General features: G+C 65.9%; 15 protein-coding genes. 6 read left to right on the top strand and 9 right to left on the bottom strand.

Annotated features, from left to right (window positions below; all coding sequences use genetic code 11):
* Positions 1–44 precede the first annotated feature (44 nt).
* Positions 45–1,271: an alpha/beta fold hydrolase gene (locus IEW81_RS12600; RefSeq protein WP_097061640.1), complete on the top strand. Its 1,227-nt coding sequence runs from the start codon at positions 45–47 to the stop codon at positions 1,269–1,271.
* 124 nt (positions 1,272–1,395) lie between these two features.
* On the opposite strand, the gene IEW81_RS12595 is transcribed toward IEW81_RS12600, so the two are convergent.
* Genes IEW81_RS12595 through IEW81_RS12585 form a run of 3 tightly spaced genes read right to left on the bottom strand, consistent with a single transcriptional unit; the run spans position 1,396 to position 5,453 of the window.
* On the bottom strand, positions 1,396–2,895 hold the full coding sequence (locus IEW81_RS12595) for a carboxyl transferase domain-containing protein (RefSeq protein ID WP_097061639.1): 1,500 nt from the start codon (positions 2,893–2,895) through the stop codon (positions 1,396–1,398).
* A gap of 9 nt (positions 2,896–2,904) precedes the next feature.
* Entirely contained in the window at positions 2,905–4,098 is a 1,194-nt protein-coding gene (locus IEW81_RS12590) for a CaiB/BaiF CoA transferase family protein (RefSeq protein ID WP_373285399.1), read from the bottom strand.
* Positions 4,089–5,453, bottom strand: a complete 1,365-nt coding sequence (locus IEW81_RS12585; protein ID WP_097061637.1) for an SLC13 family permease — start codon at positions 5,451–5,453, stop codon at positions 4,089–4,091. Before IEW81_RS12585 ends, IEW81_RS12590 begins: the two co-directional genes overlap by 10 nt.
* A 144-nt stretch (positions 5,454–5,597) precedes the next feature.
* Here IEW81_RS12585 and IEW81_RS12580 point away from each other — a divergent pair, with 144 nt between their 5' ends.
* Positions 5,598–6,308: a FadR/GntR family transcriptional regulator gene (locus tag IEW81_RS12580; RefSeq protein ID WP_097061636.1), complete on the top strand. Its 711-nt coding sequence runs from the start codon at positions 5,598–5,600 to the stop codon at positions 6,306–6,308.
* 290 nt (positions 6,309–6,598) lie between these two features.
* On the opposite strand, the gene IEW81_RS12575 is transcribed toward IEW81_RS12580, so the two are convergent.
* The gene (locus IEW81_RS12575; RefSeq protein ID WP_097061635.1) at positions 6,599–8,053 is read right to left on the bottom strand and encodes a phytoene desaturase family protein; all 1,455 of its coding nucleotides are present in this window, start codon (positions 8,051–8,053) and stop codon (positions 6,599–6,601) included.
* Between the two features lie 44 nt (positions 8,054–8,097).
* On the opposite strand from IEW81_RS12575, the gene IEW81_RS12570 reads away from it, so the two are divergent.
* Positions 8,098–8,448 (top strand): GntR family transcriptional regulator, encoded by a 351-nt coding sequence (locus IEW81_RS12570; RefSeq protein WP_179691905.1) that lies wholly within the window; start codon positions 8,098–8,100, stop codon positions 8,446–8,448.
* A gap of 91 nt (positions 8,449–8,539) precedes the next feature.
* On the opposite strand, the gene IEW81_RS12565 is transcribed toward IEW81_RS12570, so the two are convergent.
* The 3 genes from IEW81_RS12565 to IEW81_RS12555 all read right to left on the bottom strand — a co-directional run bounded on the left by IEW81_RS12565 (position 8,540) and on the right by IEW81_RS12555 (position 14,158).
* A complete protein-coding gene (locus IEW81_RS12565) occupies positions 8,540–9,970 on the bottom strand; it encodes a dihydrolipoyl dehydrogenase family protein (RefSeq protein ID WP_229671398.1) in 1,431 nt (476 codons plus the stop codon).
* A gap of 10 nt (positions 9,971–9,980) precedes the next feature.
* Positions 9,981–10,538, bottom strand: coding sequence for an isochorismatase family protein (locus IEW81_RS12560; RefSeq protein ID WP_097061778.1), 558 nt, complete (start codon positions 10,536–10,538; stop codon positions 9,981–9,983).
* A 146-nt stretch (positions 10,539–10,684) separates the two neighbouring features.
* On the bottom strand, positions 10,685–14,158 hold the full coding sequence (locus IEW81_RS12555) for a proline dehydrogenase family protein (protein WP_097061633.1): 3,474 nt from the start codon (positions 14,156–14,158) through the stop codon (positions 10,685–10,687).
* Between the two features lie 120 nt (positions 14,159–14,278).
* Here IEW81_RS12555 and IEW81_RS12550 point away from each other — a divergent pair, with 120 nt between their 5' ends.
* On the top strand, positions 14,279–15,163 hold the full coding sequence (locus IEW81_RS12550; RefSeq protein ID WP_097061632.1) for a LysR substrate-binding domain-containing protein: 885 nt from the start codon (positions 14,279–14,281) through the stop codon (positions 15,161–15,163).
* 32 nt (positions 15,164–15,195) lie between these two features.
* On the opposite strand, the gene IEW81_RS12545 is transcribed toward IEW81_RS12550, so the two are convergent.
* Complete coding sequence (locus IEW81_RS12545; RefSeq protein ID WP_097061631.1) at positions 15,196–15,522, bottom strand: antibiotic biosynthesis monooxygenase family protein; 327 nt, start codon at positions 15,520–15,522, stop codon at positions 15,196–15,198.
* Positions 15,523–15,601: 79 nt separating this feature from the next.
* Between IEW81_RS12545 and IEW81_RS12540 the strand changes: the two genes are divergently transcribed.
* Both IEW81_RS12540 and IEW81_RS12535 read left to right on the top strand, forming a co-directional pair.
* A complete protein-coding gene (locus IEW81_RS12540) occupies positions 15,602–15,766 on the top strand; it encodes a hypothetical protein (protein ID WP_179691904.1) in 165 nt (54 codons plus the stop codon).
* Between the two features lie 7 nt (positions 15,767–15,773).
* Positions 15,774–17,312: a phytoene desaturase family protein gene (locus tag IEW81_RS12535; RefSeq protein ID WP_097061629.1), complete on the top strand. Its 1,539-nt coding sequence runs from the start codon at positions 15,774–15,776 to the stop codon at positions 17,310–17,312.
* A gap of 7 nt (positions 17,313–17,319) precedes the next feature.
* On the opposite strand, the gene IEW81_RS12530 is transcribed toward IEW81_RS12535, so the two are convergent.
* The gene (locus IEW81_RS12530) at positions 17,320–17,862 is read right to left on the bottom strand and encodes an acyl-CoA thioesterase (RefSeq protein ID WP_229671397.1); all 543 of its coding nucleotides are present in this window, start codon (positions 17,860–17,862) and stop codon (positions 17,320–17,322) included.
* Positions 17,863–17,889 lie beyond the last annotated feature (27 nt).

The following is a 17,889-nucleotide window of genomic DNA, read 5'->3' as shown; positions in this document are numbered from 1 at the left end:
CCTTCACGCAGCCGTCTTGCTATCGACGCCTGCTCTCGACCCCGATGAGTCTCCTGCCAGACACGGAGCCTGTGGACCCGTTCTATCGCGTCGTCGCCACCGACCTGATGGGCGCACATGGTGACGTGATCCGTGTGCGCACGATGTCGGGACCTGCCGCGTTGGAATCCGCCGCAGCGTGCGAACTCGTGATCTATCAGTCCATGCGCGTGTCTGATGGAGCGCCGATAGCTGTCTCGGGAATCGTTGCAATCCCCCAGGGAAACCCGCCGACGGGTGGCTGGCCAGTCGTGAGTTGGTCGCACGGAACCGTCGGTGTCGCAGATCGCGGTGCTCCCTCGCTGGACTCGGAAGAGCTGGCTGACATCGGTGACCCGACCGACCCGCCCATGACCGTTCACCGCAAGATCAACGCGGCCCCTCATGGGCTGTTGAACGAATTCCTCAACCGCGGCTGGGCCGTCGTTATGACCGATTACGAGGGGCTCGGCACTCGCGGCCAGCATCCTTACCTCTTCGGGACGTCGGAAGCGCGTGGAGTGCTGGACATCGTCCGAGCAGCTCGTGCCCTTCATAATCGCGACACTGCGACCGGACAGGAAACAATCTCTCGACGTTTCGTGATCGTCGGTCACTCGCAAGGCGGGCAGGCTGCGTTATTCGCCGCGCACCTCGCCCCAACCTGGACCGCTGAGCTCACACTTCTCGCTGTCGCCGCGATCGCGCCAGCGTCTGCGCAGGAGCGCCTTCTCATGCTGTCCCTGTTGCCGGCCGCGCCCGACCTGGCGTTCTTACCGCTGGCCATCGCCGGTGCCCTCGCCAGCGACCCTGGCCTGGCCCCTGAGCTGGAACAAAAGGTCTTCACACCGCTCGGGCTCCAGCTCTTCAGAGACACGATCGACGTGCAAACCAGAGTCGAATTGAGTGGGCCCGATTCCTGGGGTGCATTACCTGGGCGCAAATACTTCCGCGTTCTCTCCCGCAAACCGAGGCTGAGAGCCGCACTGACCCGGATGCACCCAGATTTGGACATCCAGGTGCCCATCCGGATATCCCAGGCTCTCAACGACCGTCGAGTGTCAGCGGCTGCGACCAGAAGACTGTGGAAGCAGCTCAAGCGCAGAAACCCCGCCGTCACCGTCGAATGGATCGAATACCGCAAGGTCGCGCCAGCGGCGTCGGCCAGTCTTGGCGATCACTTCGGGATCCTGATAAGCGATGTGGTGCCGCTCGCCAATTGGCTGGAGCGTAAATTCTCCCCAGCCAACTGAACCGATTACCGCCGTCGCCGCGGTGCTGGACCGTGTTCGCGCTTCCTCGGCCGGTCGAAGGCCCAGGCACCCTGCATCCCAGCCTTGAGCGGTTGATCCGGCTCACTTCACAGTAGGCGGACGGTCAGCGGAGGCCGAGCGAACGGTAGCGTTCGAGCCGCGCATCGAGGCGCGCCCGGGGGTTCTGGCCTGCGAGTTCGGAGAGGAAGTATTCGAGCGATTGGCTTACGCGGGCGCAGAACGCCGAGACCTCCTGTGAGGCGTCCGTCTCCTCGGGGATGACCCAGTCGATGATCTTGTTGGCAAGCAGGGCGGCGGCCCCGACGCCCTGCTCCTCGGCCATTTCGGAGGCGTGGAGCGTGTCGCGATGCATGATCGCGCTCGCGCCTTCCGGTGGGAGTGGGGAAAGCCAGGCGTGTTCGGAGGCAAGCGTCCGGTCCGCTGGCAGAAGCGCGAGCGCCCCTCCCCCGGTGCCTTCCCCGAGGATGAGCGAGACGGTGAGACTCGGTAGCATCACCAGCTCGGCGAGGCAGCGGGCGATCTCGCCGGACAGGCCACCCTCTTCGGCCTCTCGCGACATCGCGACGCCCGGAGTGTCGATGATGGTGACGAGCGGAAGTCCGAGTTCGTGCGAGAGTCGCATCCCACGTCGAGCCTCGCGCAGTGCCGCAGGGCCCAAAGGGGCCCTGTTTCGCTGCGAGTTGCGATCCTGTCCCATGACGACGCAGGAGGTGTTACCGAATTGCGCCAGGGCGAGCACGAGACCCGGCTCCTTTTCACCCTGACCCGTGCCGTTGAGGGGCAGCACAGATCGCGCGCCATGGTGCAGCAGTGCACGGATGCCCGGCCTGTCGGGGCGACGGGACAACTCGATGGACTCCCAGGTCGTGCTTCGCTTGCCGGCCCAGACATCGGGGCGTGGCACAGCGGGCCTGGACCGAGGAGGTTCCAGCACGGAAAGGACGCGCTCGACGACATCGGGGAGATTCTCAGCGCTGACGATGCCGTCGATGATTCCCATCCGGAAGAGATTCTCGGATGTCTGGACTCCGTCCGGAAACTTCTCGCCATAGATGGCCTCGTACACGCGCGGGCCGAGGAATCCGACGAGCGCTCCGGGCTCGGCGACGGTCACGTGTCCGAGAGAGGCCCAGGATGCCATCACGCCGCCCGTCGTCGGATGCCGCAGGTAGACAAGGTACGGGAGTCGCGCAGCCTTGTGCTTCGAGATCGCCGCGGAGATCTTGACCATCGACAGGAACGCAAGGGTCCCCTCCTGCATGCGGGTTCCCCCGGAGGCCGGTCCCGCGAGGAGGGGCAGGCCCTCTAGGGTCGCGCGTTCGATCGCTTCGACGAGTCGCTGCGCTGACGCGACACCGATGGATCCGGCAAGGAACCTGAACTCGCAGGCGATGATCGCCACTCGGCGGCCCCGGATGCGGCCCTCGCCGGTTATCACGGCCTCATCGGTGCCGGCCTTCTCCCGCGCAGCGGCGAGCGCGATGGCATAGGCGGGTGTCGGGTGGACATCGATCGGCGTCGAATCCCAGGAAACGAAGGTGCCTGGATCGGTCAGCAGCGATATGAGCTCGGAGGCGCTCGGGCTTTTCCTGCGGTCAGGCATTGTTCCTGCTCACTCGGCTGACTCGTCGAGCCAGGCCTTGATCGTCGCGGCGTGCTCGCCCAGCGTGGGTGGCGCGGTGTGTTCGGTGCGGGTTGTCTCGACCTCGGCGCCGTCGGCGGCATCGAAGAAGCGGATGGGCGGGCCCGGGAGGTCGATGGGGCCGAGAGTGCTGTGGTCGACGCTGATCTTGAGCCCCTGGGAAAGAAGCTGCGGCCACTTGTAGACCTCGTCGAGCGTTCTCACCTTGCCGGCAGGAATGCCGGCGGCATCGAGCATCAGTAGCAGCTCCTCAGCGTCGAACTCGCTGAACGCCTCTTCGACGGTCGCGATCGTGCGAGCCCGGTTCGTCACCCGCATCGCGTTCGTCTCGAGACCCGGGGTGGCAGGATCGATGCCGAAATTCTCGCAGAGTCGCTGCCACAGGCTGTTGTTGCCGACACTGATCTGAACAGACCCGTCACGGCAGCGAAAGAGACCATAGGGAGCTATCGAGGGGTGGTGATTGCCCTGGGCCAGCGGCACCGCGTGAGCGACCGTCGCCATGGTGCCCTGGAACGCGTGGATTCCCACGATCGACGACAGGAGCGAGGTGCGGACAACCTGCCCGCGGCCCGAGCCGGCCCGTTCGAACAGCGCAGAGACGACCCCGAAAGCGCCGTAGATTCCCGACAGCAAATCGGCGACCGGAACCCCGACGCGCTGCACGTCGTCGGGGCCGGACCCGGTGACCGACATCAACCCGGCTTCGCCCTGCACGATCTGGTCGTACCCCGCTCGAAGCGCTTCGGGGCCATCGTGCCCGAAGCCCGTGATCGACAGTATGACCAGGCCCGGATTAATCTCGTGCAGCTCGGAGGTCGAGAACCCCAGGCGTGTCATCACGCCGGCGCGGAAGTTCTCGATGACGACATCCGCTTTCCGGAGCAGTGCGCGCAGCACGTCTTTTCCGTCTTCCGACTTAAGGTCGAGTGCGATCGACTCCTTGTTCCTGTTGCAGGAGAGGAAGTAGGTCGACTGTTCGTCGTCCTCGGGGCCGACGAACGGTGGCCCCCATGACCTAGCGTCGTCACCTCCGGCTGGGCTCTCGACCTTCACGACTCGAGCGCCGAGGTCCCCGAGCATCATGGCGGCGTGCGGCCCCGCAAGTGCTCGGCTGAGATCTACGACCACGACGCCGACGAGCGGCCCGCGCATCACAGCCATCCGGGTACGACGAAGACCAACCAGGCGAGGAGCGGCCCGAAGACCACCACCACTCCGCTGTAACTGAGGATTTTCTTGTAGAACACGTCCCGGCCTACCTCTGGCGAGTTGGCCAGGACGAGAGCGCCGTTGGTTGAGAACGGCGAGACATCGACGATGGTGGCCGAGACGGCGAGCGCACAGATCACGCCGATCGCACCGATGTTCCCGTCGAGGAGGAACGGCACTGCCAGTGGGATCAGCACCGCGATAATCGCGGTCGACGAGGCGAATGCAGAGACTACGGCGCCGATGTAGCAGATCAGCAGGGCGACGAGAAGGGGGAAGCCGATGGAGGCCACTGCCTCCGAGACGAACTGGATCGTACCTGCCGCCTGCAGCACTCCGACGAATGTCAGCATGCCGCAGACAAGGAGAACCGTCGACCAGCTGATCTGGTTGACCGCACCCTTCTGGCCCTTCGGTGACGCGATAGCGAGCAGGACAGCGATGACGATGGACACGAATCCGACATTGATCTGGAAGCCGAGAGCGACGACCGCAAGCACAAGCAGTCCGATGATGGTGAGGAGTTGGGGCAAGACGAGTCGCCGTGTCTCGGTCAGCGACTTGAGCTCCGTAGCGACAATCGCGCCCCCTGCAGGGTCGCGGGGCCCATACATGCCGGAACCGAATCCCTTGTACGCCACATCGGCACCGCCAGCCATCGATGGTGATCCATCGACTGACTCGAAGTCGCGAGCCTTGAGCCCGATCAGTTTGCGGCCGCCGAAGACCACGAACAGCACGGTGGCGATGCCGAGGTTGAAGATCAGGCTCGCCAGGAATACCGCTAGCGGACTCTGTTCGAGCGGCGTGCTCGCCATGATGCTGTTGACTGTCACGCCGTAGACCGCGATCGGTGAGAATCCGCCGGCCTGCGCCCCGTGGATAACCATCATCCCCATCATCATGGGGTTGATCTTGTAGCGAGCGGCGAAGCCCAGAGCGATGGGCGCGATGATTGCGACCGCAGCGGGCGAAAGCGCACCCAGGGCGGTTATCGCGGCTGTGACAAAGAACATCACCCACGGGATCAGGGCGATATGACCTCGCACCAGTCGAACGGCGCCACTGACCAGGACGTCGATCGTGCCATTGTTCTGCGCGATGGCGAAGAGGTAGGTGACACCGACGATCGTGAGGAACAGGTCCCCGGGAAATCCGTCGAGAATCTCGGTCGTCGTCATCCCGACCGCAAGCGTCCCGACGAGAAATGCGCCGACGAAGGCAAGCGCACCCATGTTGATCGGGAAGATCGTGGCAAGAATAAACATTGCCGCCAAGGCAATGATCGAGATGACTTCCGGTGACATGCAACTCTCCTTTGAGTTGTGACTCGCATTTAGGCGCAAGTGCGACGATCAGCAATTGGTTCAGTGGCCTAGTATCTGGGAGAATCAGCCACCCTGTCAATTCGACGCGGCATAATGGTGACAAGTCCAGTGAGGAAGTCCACGATGTCCGTTGCACCTGCCCGACTCCAACGCATCGCCCGACCGCGCCTCTACGAGCAACTCGTCGAGCAACTCGTGCAGTTCATGGAAGCCGACGAACTCGTTCCGGGAGACAGGCTTCCACCGGAACGGGAGCTGGCTGAGAAGCTCGGGGTGTCCCGGGCCACCCTCTCCCAGGCGCTCGTCGCGCTCGAGGTCCTCGGTGTCATCGACGTGCAGCACGGTACCGGCGCGACCATCATCGCGCGCCCGACGCTCGCATCGGTGATCCAGGGCTTCCGCGAGCACCGCAGTCGACTGCCCGACATCATCGAGGCCCGCAGCACACTGGAGGTGAAACTCGCTGAACTCGCAGCCGCCCGGCGCACCGAGGAGGACCTGGCGAACATTGACGACGCACTCGACGCGATGGCAGCCGAGATCGCCGATGGAGGGCGCGGCGTTGCCGGAGATGAACGGTTCCACGCGGCAGTCACCGCCGCGGCGCAGTCGTCTGTGCTGGCAAGGATGATGGCGCTGATCCACGAAATGATTCTCGAGACCCGGATCGAGTCGCTGGGGCAGCCCGGCCGACCAGAGCAGTCCCTGAAATCGCACCGGGCCATCGCCGACGCCATCCGACAGGGCAACGCAGAGGCCGCAGCCAAAGCCATGAGGGATCACATCATCCTCGTCTCTGAGGTCGCACTCCTCGCCGCAGAAGACGAGAGATAACTGCCCTCATCGCGGGCACGGTTCGCGGCAGGCAAGGTTCGTGGCGTGCTGGTGGGTATGATCCGCCGTGGAGCCTACCGGCGCCGTGTCGTTGATCAGCGCTGGCCATACCTCGAACGAATGGTTGAGCCGCGAACCGACTGCTGGCCAGGAGTCATGACGCGCCGCATTCATGACGCCCCGCATTCGTTACGCGCCGGCCACCAGGTTGGGAAACAGCCAGCCGCCGGCGACCATCGCGACAAGGCTGGCACCCGAGCGGTTCATGGCGCGGATTTTGGATGCGACGGTTACCTTCCGAGGGCCAGCGATGGCCCGCTGTCGATACCGAATTCGTGCCTCAGGGCGCTGCGAGCAGCGTAATAGCCGGGAAGTCCGTGCACCCCCGGGCCCGGGGGCGTGGATGACGAGCAGAGGTAGAGCCCCTCTGCGGGAGTCCGCCACGGATCTGTCGAGAGCACCGGTCGGGCGATGAGCTGGGCGAAGGTGGCCGCACCGGCCGCAATATCCCCACCGACGTAGTTCGGGTTGTCCTGCTGCATCTGCACAGCGGTCCTGCTCGCGGTGGCGAGGATGAGGTCACGGAACCCCGGCGCGAACCGCTCGATCTGGGCGGTGACGGCTTCGGTCTGGTCGACATCCGATCCACTCGGAACATGCGTGTACGCCCACAGGACGTGCTGGCCAGCGGGAGCACGGCCGGGGTCGGCGGCTGACGGCTGCGATACGAGCACGTACGGGTTCGCGCTGTGCCTGCCCGCGGCCACCTCAGCCTCGGTGTGGGCGATCTCGCTTCGGGTTCCGCCCACGTGAAGGGTTCCCGCCCCGGCGAGCGCGGTGTTGGTCCACGGCACGGGCCCCGAGAGCGCGAAGTCGACTTTCGCGGCCGCGTTGCCGAACCGGAACCGCCGCACCCGCCGGCGGTATGCATCGGGAAGACGATCCCCGGCGATGTCGAGCATGGCATGCGCGTTCACATCGAGCAGCACGGCCGTCGAGCGCGGAAGCTCGCTCAGCGACGCGACGTCGACCCCGGTGGTGATGGTTGCCCCGTGGGCCCGCAGGTCGTCGACCATGGCATCCACGATGCTCTGGCTGCCGCCGATCGGAACCGGCCAGCCGCGAGCGTGGGCATGCGCTCCAAGAGAGAGCGCGACGGCCGCGGTGCCGAGACTCGGCATGCGCTGGATGGCGTGTGCCGCGACACCGGTCAGCATCGCCGGCGCCGCCTCCTCAGAGAAGCGCGCGTTCCACGCCGGTGAGCCCTGTTCGAGAGCGGCCAGGCCGAAGAGAATGGCAGTCAGTGGATGCCGCGGAAGCTGCAGCAGGGGAGAAAGGGTGAATTGCGCCATCCGGTCGGCCCTGTCGACAAGAGGCCCCATGATCCGCCGATAAGCGTCGCCGTCACGACCGAGCCCGTCGACCGTGCGCTCGAGGTCATGCCACGCTAGTCCGGCGCGCCCCCCGTCGAGCGGATGTCCGTAAGAGAGTTCAGGAACGACGAGCTCTACGCGCCGCTCCAGCTCGAACCGACGGAAGAAACCGCTCGCGAGGGCCATCGGATGCACCGCCGAGCAGACGTCGTGGTGGAAGCCGGGCAGCGTCAGCTCGGCCGTCCTCGCCCCGCCGCCGATCGTGTCTGCACGCTCGACCACCTGCACCGAAAGCCCGGCGCGCGCGAGAGTGACCGCCGCCGCAAGCCCGTTCGGTCCCGACCCGACGACCACCGCATCCACGTCAACCATCTTTCGATCGTACGGCGGTTCCAGCGCCGCGGTAGCGTGGTGCGGTGAAGATCGATCCCGAATCCCCCGTGACCCTCTACGAACAGTTGCGCACGCAGATCATCGGGCAGATCGACAACGGCGAGTTGATCGTCGGTACCAAACTCCCCCCGGTGCGCCAGCTCGCGACCGAACTCGGGGTAGCGCCGTACACCGTGGCGCGCGTCTACCGAATCCTCGAGAACGACGGCTTTGTCGAGACCCGGGGCCGAAACGGCACGGTCATTAGCGGCACGAAGGGCACGGCCGGCGAATCACTCCAGGCCATGGCCAGCGCGTACGCGACACGAGCGACGGAACTCGGCGTCCCGCCCGCCGAAGCACTGCAGTTCGCGCGATCGGCCCTGGGGCTCTGAGGTCGCATCCGTCATAACGCGCGCTCGGATGACCGCGCCGACCCGCCACTTTTCGGTGTCGATCGCGCCGACTGCGAAGTGGCCCGGAATCTCAGCCCTGGAGCTCCGCCTCCACGGGGGTTGCTCGCTCTGTGAGTAGCGCGCGGGCAGCGAGCCCGATGACCGCGCTGTAGGTCGGGTACGCAAACTTCACTCCCGCGAGGGTGGAGAGGTCGACACCCGCTGCCATCGCTGTCGTGACGGACTGCACGACCTCGATCGCGTTTTCCCCGACCGCGTGCGCGCCCAGGATCAGCTCGCGACGGCGATCGGCGATCAGTTTCAGGAAACCGAGCGAGCGATCATCGATCACCGCCCGGTCGAGCTGGGTATACGGCACGGTCGCAACCACGCAGTGCGGGTCTCGTTGCCGCGCCTGCTCCTCGGTCAGGCCCACCCCGGCATAGTCGGGGTCGGTGAACCCGCCCGCGGGAAGGAGGTGGTGGGGCGTGCGGCGGTTCGCGTCGAGCACGGCATTCTCTGCCGCCGCCTCGCCTTCGAAATGCGCAGCCTGGACGAGCATGTCCCGTCCGTTCGCATCCCCCACCGCGTAGATGTGCGGCACGACGCTGCGGAAGTACTGGTCCACCGGGATGGAAGACCGTTCCGTCGTGATGCCGGCATTGGCCAGCCCGAGATCGTCGACATCGGCGGGCCAGCCGGTGGCCATGATGACGGCGTCGAAATCGCCGGATACCGGATTCCCGCCCGAACGCCACTGGAGGGTGATCGAGCCATCGGCGGCCGAGGTCAGGCTCTCGACGCCATCCAGGCCCGTATGAACCGAGACACCCTGCGCAACAAAAGCGGTGGACACGGCGGCGGAGATATCCGCGTCCGATGCCGCCAGCACTCTCGGGGCGAGATCCAGCAGGGTCACTTCAGAGCCGAACGCGCTGAAGACCGTCACGAGCTGTGCGCCGGTGTTTCCCGCCCCGATGATGCCGACCCTGCGCGGAAGTGTCGGTAGTTCGAGCACGTGTTCGGGCACCGTCGCGAGCTCGGCACCGGGGATCGGCAGGCGCCGTGAGTGGCCGCCCACGGCGATGATCACGGACTCTGCGGTGATGCGCCGTCCGCTGTCGAGCTCGAGGGTGGTGGCATCCACGAACCTGGCTTTGCCTTCGAGGATGAGCTCGACTCCCGATGCGGCGAAACGACCGGCTTCGTCTTTGAGTGAGCGAACCTGGTCGACGGTGGCACGCACGCGCGCGACCGTCGCACCCCACTGCACCTCCGGCGCACCGATCACGATGCCGTACTTGTGGGCGACCCGCACCTCGCGCACGAGCCTGGCCGCTTTCGCCAGCACGCGGGTCGGAACGCAGCCGGTGTTGACACAGGTTCCCCCGGTGCGAGATGCCTCGACCACCGCCACCCGGGCTCCGAGCTCCGCCGCCCTGAGGGCCGCGGACGTACCAGCAGGGCCGGCCCCGATCACGACGAGATCATAGTTCTTTACGAGGTCAGGGGTATCGGTCACACTGTTCACGCTAGCTGTTCTTGCTGAAGACATCCTCGACGGTGGAGACCGCCGCCGTGCGGCCCGGGGCCGACTGGAACTGCCAGTACAGGTTCACGTTCGCGATGGACAGATCGGCAGTGGGGGCGCCCCAGGCCGACCTGTCGTTCATGGTGTGAGCATCGCCCACGAGGGTCACGTCGTATCCCCTCGTGAATGCGCCATGGATTGTCGACCGGATGCACGCATCAGTCTCAGCTCCGGCGACGACCAGTGCACCCACTCCAGCCCCGGCGAGCACCTGTTCGAGGTCCGTGCCCTCGAAGGAGTCGCCGTATTGCTTATGCACGAGCGGTTCGGATTCGCGGCGTTCCAGCCCCGGAGCAAGCTGCCAGGCATCGCCGTCTTTCACCATCTCCTCGTCGGAATGCTGCACCCACACCACGGGCACGCCCGCCTCCCTGGCCTTGGCGACCAGGGTGGAGATATTGCCGATGACGACATCGCGATTGAATGCCCCTGCGACCACCCCCACCTGCACGTCGACGACGATCAGGGCGGTAGCGAACCGGTCATACAGGGTAGTCATGAATTCAGGGTAGGACGGTGCACCGACAACCACAATCGGGATCGCGGTATGGGATTTCTCACACCCCGTCGCCAGCCGATACCGGCTGTTGGCGCGATCGAGAGCGCATTTTCCGTCCTTTTCGCGGCACCCAGCGAAACCCGGGGCTATTCGACCCTGAGTGCGGCCATCTCCGGGTCGGGATTGCCGAACCGGTGCGCCGTGATGCTGATCGCCTGTTCGTGCAGGAACGGCAACAGCTCGACGCGACCCGACGTCGTCACGGGCCCGCTCCAGATCGCCACATCCACGCTTCCACGAAGCGCCTCGGCGAGGGCGAGCGGGTCGCCTCCGATGAGCCGCACGCGTGGGCTGTCAAGGGTGCGCACCCGGCCCAGCCACGCCTCATCCGACTCCACGAGGAGTTCGCGCACCATCACGGGTGCCGACGGATCGGCGAAAGTCTGCACGAGTGGCGTCGGGAGGGGAACCGCCGAGCTGATGTCGACGGTGGCTCCGGCGCGACTTGCGGCAGCGAGCAGCCGCACGAGGTGGCCGAGCGATTCGCCTTCGCTGAGACGCAGGGTGACGGGCATCGGGCGGTAGCGGAAGATGTTGCGTTCGACACCGAGAGCCGAGACATCCCGCGCCACACCGTATTCTGCAGCCCACGCCCTCTCGTCGCTCTGGGCCGCCCGGCGCACGCGATCGAATTCGGGGAAGTCGAGCCCCGGCTGAGCCTTCTTGATGACGGATGCCACGCGCTCAGAGATCCCCGGAAGCAGGATGTCGTTGCGTGGTTCGGCCTCGACAGCGCCCCACGTTCCGAGCGTGAGCAGGTAGTTCGGCCCACCCGCCTTTGCGGACGCACCCACAGTGGAGCGCTTCCAGCCACCGAAAGGCTGCCGACGCACGATCGCACCGGTCGTGCCGCGGTTGACGTAGAGGTTGCCGGCCTCGACCGTGGCGAGCCAGAGTTCTACCTCGGCAGGATTCAGGGAGTGGATGCCCGCCGTCAGCCCGTAATCCACGGCGTTCTGCAGAGCGATCGCGTCGTCGAGGGTGGCGGCGGTCATGATGCCCAGGACGGGGCCGAAGTACTCGGTCAGGTGGAATTCGCTTGCAGCGGCGACGCCGCCACGCACCCCTGGAGACCAGAGCGCGCCCGTCTCGTCGAGCTTCTTCGGCTGGACGAGCCAGTGCTCGCCCTCCGACAGTGTGGTCAGGGCATGCAACAGCTTGCCGTGGGCTGGCTCGACGATCGGGCCCATCTGGGTGGCCGGATCCTGCGGATACCCGACCCGCAGGGTGGTCACGGCGTCGACGAGCTGGCGGCGGAACCGCTCGCTCGACCCGACGGAACCGACCAGGATCACGAGAGACGCGGCAGAGCACTTCTGGCCGGCATGGCCGAACGCGCTCCGCACGACGTCAGCCACAGCGAGATCGAGGTCGGCGCTGGGGGTCACGATGATGGCGTTCTTGCCGCTGGTCTCGGCGACCAGGGGCAGGTCGGCGCGCCAGGAACGGAACAGCTCAGCCGTCTCATATCCGCCGGTGAGGATGACCCGATCCACTGCGGGGTGCGACACGAGCTGCTGGCCGAGCGCATGCTCGCTCACGTCGACGAGCGAGAGAACGTCGCGCGGCACGCCGGCCTCCCACAGTGCCTCGACCATGACTGCACCGGTGCGGCGTGCGAGCCCGGCCGGTTTGATAATGACTCCACTGCCCGCCGCGAGGGCAGCGAGCACCGACCCGGCGGGGATGGCGACGGGGAAGTTCCATGGGGGCGTCACGACGGTCAGTCGTGGCGGGGTGTACGTGGCATCCGGGATCTGGTCGAGCTCGAGGGCGCGCTCGGCGTAATAGCGGGCGAAGTCGATTGCCTCGCTGACCTCGACATCACCCTCCGCGATGGTCTTGCCCGTCTCGCTCGCCATGACCTCGACCAGTCGGCCGCGGTAGGCGGAAAGCACGTCGCCAGCGTCCCTGAGCACGATCGCCCGCTCGGCTGCGCTCAGGGCACCCCAGCGGTCTCCGGCCCTGACGGTGTCGGCGATGCACTTGTTGAGAGCGTCGAGGTCGGTGATCCTCGCCGCATCGATGGTGGCGAGACCGAGGATGGAGTTCGCGCTCCGGGCCAGTACCCCGCGAGCCCACTCACGGTTGGCGGCGATGGAGGGATCGGTGTCGGGCTCGTTTGCGAACCCGGCACCGGTCGGCACGTCGATGCCGTGTGCGCGATCCTGGACGCGGTGGGACGATGGCACCGAGTCATCCAGCGCCTCGAGCGAATTGAGAAAGCGCCGCTCCTCGCGAGCAAAGACGTCGGGATTGTCGGCGAGCTCGAACACACCCGACATGAAGTTCTCGGTGCTCGCGTTCTCCTCGAGCCTGCGGATCAGGTAGCTGATGGCGGAATCGAACTCATGGGGATGCACGACGGGGGTGTAGAGCAACAGCCCGCCGACGTCACGCCTGACGGCATCGGCCTGGCCTGTTGCCATGCCGAGCAGCATCTCGAATTCGACCCGGTGGGTGACGCGGCGCTGCTTCGCGAGCAACCAGGCGTATGCCACGTCGAACAGGTTGTGACCCGCGACTCCGATGCGCACGGCATCCGTGCGCTCCGGGGTGAATGCCCAGTCGAGCACGCGCTTGTAGTTCGTGTCGCTCTGCTGTTTCGACCCCCAGGTCGCGAGCGGCCAGTCGTGCATGGCCGCGTCGACCTGCTCCATCGCGAGGTTGGCGCCCTTGACGACGCGCACCTTGATGCCCGCTCCGCCGTTGCTCCGCCGCGCTGTCGCCCACCGGGTGAGTCCCTGCAGCGCCGAGAGCGCATCGGGCAGGTACGCCTGCAGCACGATGCCGGCGTCGAGGCCGTGCAGCTTCGGCTGGTCGAGCAGCTTCTCGAAGACGGCGATGGTGAGGTCGAGGTCTTTGAACTCCTCCATGTCGAGGTTGATGAATTTCGAGGTGGGGGATGCCGCGGCCAGCTCGTACAGCGGAGTCAGCCGCTCCACAATCTCCGTCACCATCTCGTCGAAAGCCCACATCGAGAGCTGGCTCGCCACGGACGAGACCTTGATCGAGACGTAGTCCACGTCGTCGCGCGCGAGCAACTCGTGGGTTCCCTGAAGTCGGCGATTCGCCTCGTCATCACCGAGCACGGCTTCTCCGAGCAGGTTCAGGTTGAGCCTGGTGCCCTTGCCGCGCAGGGAGTGGAGAGTCTTGGTGAGCTTTTGCGGCGTGGCATCCACGACAAGGTGCGACACCATCCCCCGAAGCACCCAGCGCGAGATCGGGACGATAGGCCACGGCGCGAGCAGTGCGAATCCGCCGCCCGCCACGATGGCGGCGCGAAGGTACCAGGGCAGGAAAGCGGGGATGCTGTGGCTGAGCTTCTCGAGGTTGCGGCCGGCGACCCTGAGGTCGTGCGGGCGCACGACCCTGTCGACGAATCCGATCGTGAACGCGAGGCCCTTTGGGTCTTTGAGCACTCCCGCCAGCCGCTCTGCGCTGGCGTCTGGCTTCACCTCGGCGCTCTCGGCGAGCCAGCGGCGCACCGTGGCGATCGTCTCATCCGCGAGGTCTGTATGGCGGGTGCTCGCGTTCGAATGCTCGAGTGACATGCTCATGAGGATATTCCTTGCGGATGAGTACAGCTGGAGCCTTCAGTGTGCTCTTCAGAGTATGAATAGCAAAAGCGATGGTTAGTGCAGAATATCCATTAGCAAAACCGAATGAATGGATGCCCCGTGCTCGACGTGCGACGATTGCGCCTGCTGCGCGAACTCAAGCTGCGCGGCACCATCGCCGCCGTCGCAGCGGCACTGTCGTACACCCCATCCTCCGTGTCGCAGCAGCTCGCCCTGCTGGAGACCGAGGCTGGCGTATCCCTGCTCGAAAAATCGGGACGCCGGGTGCAGCTCACGCCCCAGGCCGAGTTGCTCGTGCGGCACACCGCGGTGCTGCTCGATCGGCTCGAACTGATGGAATCCGAACTCGACCAGTCGCTCACCGAGGTGACGGGCACCGTCAGACTCGCGGTGTTCCAGTCCGCCGCACTCGGCATCATTCCGCAAGCGCTCACGATCTTCGGCGAGGAGTATCCGCAGTTGCGCGTCGAGGTAACCCAGCGCGAACCCGAGAGCGCCCTCTTCGAGACGTGGACCCGAGAGTTCGACCTGGTGATCGCCGAGCAGTATCCGGGGCACGCTGCTCCGCGCCAGGTCGATCTCGACAGGGTCAGCCTGTTCCGGGACCAGCTGAGGCTCGGCGTGCCCGCGACGTTCGATGGGTCGAGCCTCGCCGCCGCGCGCAGCAGCGCCTGGGTGATGGAACCGAGGGGCACGGCGTCCCGGCACTGGGCTGAGCAACTGTGTCGCCAGGCCGGATTCGAGCCCGACGTGAGATTCGAGACCGCTGACCTGCAGGCCCAGATCAGGTTGATTGAGAGCGGCCACGCGGTCGCCGTGCTGCCGGACCTCGTCTGGGCTGGACGCGAGCCGGGCATCCGATTGCTGGATCTTCATGGATCGCCCCGCCGAACGATCTTCACAGCGGCGAGGGAAGCCAGCGCCAGCCGTCCCGCGGTCAAGGCATGTCGCGACGTACTCGCGCGTGCCGTCGAGTTCGTCTGACCTGCCGGTCAACCTCGACCGGCTACGTCAGGTCAGGAGGCTGTGCCCCCGGCAATCTCGTACGACCACAACTCGCTGCTCATACCGACATGTGCAGGGGCAGGGGCATCAGAGCGCTCGGCCTCACTGCGGTGGCCGTGGCTGAACGCCGGCGAATTCACCCACGACTGGAACGAGTCTTCATCGGCCCAGCGTGTAATGACGAGCCAGGTGGTGCGGTCATCGGTGGGCTGCAGCAGCTCGAAACCTTCGAAACCGGCCTGGCCATCGACAGCTCCGGCGCGGGCTGCGAATCGTTTGGCGAGCTCGTTCCCACTGTCGGCGGCGACGGTGATGGCGTTTATCTTGATGACGGTCATGGGCTTCTTTCTGGCTGCGGATGTCGGCTGGACCCATCCTGCCAGTGCCCGCTGGCAGCGAGCCGGGCATGATGGTCACATGCAGCGCACTACTTCCGGGCAGGAGCGTGAGCTGTGGCGACGCTTCTTCGTCATGCGCCGCCAACCTGAACTCACCCTCGAGCGGCGACCGGACGCCGCCGGTGCCCCGTCGGCCGACTTCGAGATCGTCGATGCGCTCAATTCGCCAACCAGCCAGGAATAGAGGCAGCATGCCTGATCACTGCGACGTCATCATCGTCGGCGGCGGCCACAACGGTCTCGCCGCGGCGGCCTACCTCGCCCTCGCCGGCAAGAAGGTCACCCTGCTCGAACGGTTGCCCCACATCGGTGGCGCGGCGGTGTCGGCGTCGGCCTTCGAGGGGGTGGATGCCCGCCTGTCGCGATACTCGTACCTCGTCTCGCTACTGCCGGAGCGCGTCATCCGGGATCTCGGTCTTTCGATCACCCTCGCACGCCGCCGCTACTCGTCGTACACCCCCGCCCCCGGAGGAACCGACGGGCTCCTCATCGACACCGCGGATGCCGCCGCCACCGCGGCAGCGCTCGGCGCCGATTCTGCGGCCTGGGAATCCTTCTACTCGGGAGCGTCCACATTCGCGAGGGCACTCTTCCCGACGGTCACCCATCCACTGCTGACCCGCACCGAAGCGCGCGCCGCCGTGGGGAACGCGGCCCTCTGGTCGAGTTTCGTTGACGAGCCGATCGGCTCCACGATCGCGGAGGCCTTCACCGGCGACCTCGTACGCGGGGTTGTGCTCACCGACGCGTTGATCGGCACGTTCGCCCCGAACGTCGACGAGTCGATGGCGGCCAACCGGTGCTTTGCGTACCACGTCATCGGCGGCGGCACCGGCGACTGGGATGTGCCGGTCGGAGGCATGGGCGCCGTCACCGGGGAACTGGCTCGGGCCGCCCTGAATGCCGGGGCCGAGATCATCACCGACGCGACGGTCACCTCGATCACCCCGGACGGGGAGGTTACCTACCTCCAGCACGACGTCGAGAGCACCGTCAACGCGACGTGGGTGCTGGCCAACGTTGCGCCGTTCGAATTACAGAAACTTCTGGGCGAGACACCGGAGCCGCGACCGGAGGGCTCGCAGGTGAAGGTCAACCTGTTGGTGTCTCGACTCCCCCGCCTGCGCGATTCTCGAGTGGATCCAGCGGCAGCCTTCGGTGGAACGTTCCACATCAACGAGTCGTGGTCACAGCTCGATACCGCGTTCGATGCGGCGAGCGCCGGCTTTGTGCCGAGCCCGTTGCCGAGCGAGATCTACTGCCACTCGCTGACCGATCCGAGCATCCTGTCCCCGGAGCTGCAGGCCTCGGGCGCCCAGACCCTGACCATCTTCGGGTTGCACACCCCGGATCGCCTGCTCACCGAGCGCACCAACGATGCGATGCGGGAGACGTTGCAGCGCGCAGCGATCGATTCTCTGAACTCGGTTCTCGCCGAACCGATCGAAGAGCTTTTGCTGGTGGATGCCGCGGGCAACCCGACCATCGAGACGAAGACCACTCTCGACCTGCAGCATGCGCTGAACCTGCCCGGTGGCAACATCTTCCACGGGCCGCTCGCGTGGCCATTCGCCGAGGATGACGCGGAACTGCAGACGCCCGCGCAGCGCTGGGGTGTCGCGACCGCTCATCCGCGGATCCTGCTGTGCGGAGCCGGCGCCCAGCGTGGCGGCGGCGTGAGCGCGATCGGCGGCCACAATGCGGCTATGGCCGTGCTCGAGGCATCCTGATCCGGCGTCAGTTCCAGTCGCTCGGGGCGGGGCCACGGGTTGGCGGCAGGGTGATGTTGTCGTTCCAGTGCGCTGTCCATTCCGGTGGCGACATCGTCGAGACGTCGACGCCCGCGAGCTCAGCGAGCTCCTGCATGCTGACGGCGCCTCCGCCCTTCTTCAGGAACCGTAACCTCGTCATGGCACTCGTGAAGATCTCGCCGTCGACCACGAAACGCTGCTCGAGGTAGGCGGCTTTCGCGTCGTAACCGACGATCTTCGTCTCGAGGTCGAACTTCTGCCAGGGGTGCAGCGATTTGCGGAACGTTGCGGTCTCGTTGGCCATGACGGAGTAGTAGCCTCTCGCCCGCATCTTCGGCCACAGGCCGGACCGGATCATCAGGTCCATCCGCCCGAGGTCCATGATCGAGAAGTAGACACCGTTGTTCATGTGCTGGAGCACGTCGAGGTCGGTCGGAAGCACCCGCATCGCCACCCGGCCCACATCATGCAGCCCGAGCGCGGATCGACCGCGGCTGCGGAGCATGTGGGTGAGCGTCCTGAAGATCATGTGCACCCCATCACGCTAACTGACGAC

The organism is Salinibacterium xinjiangense (assembly GCF_014645015.1).
Classification (GTDB): domain Bacteria; phylum Actinomycetota; class Actinomycetes; order Actinomycetales; family Microbacteriaceae; genus Rhodoglobus; species Rhodoglobus xinjiangensis.
The sequence above is the reverse complement of the archived record's forward strand: the minus strand, read 5'-3'. Positions and strand labels throughout refer to the sequence as shown.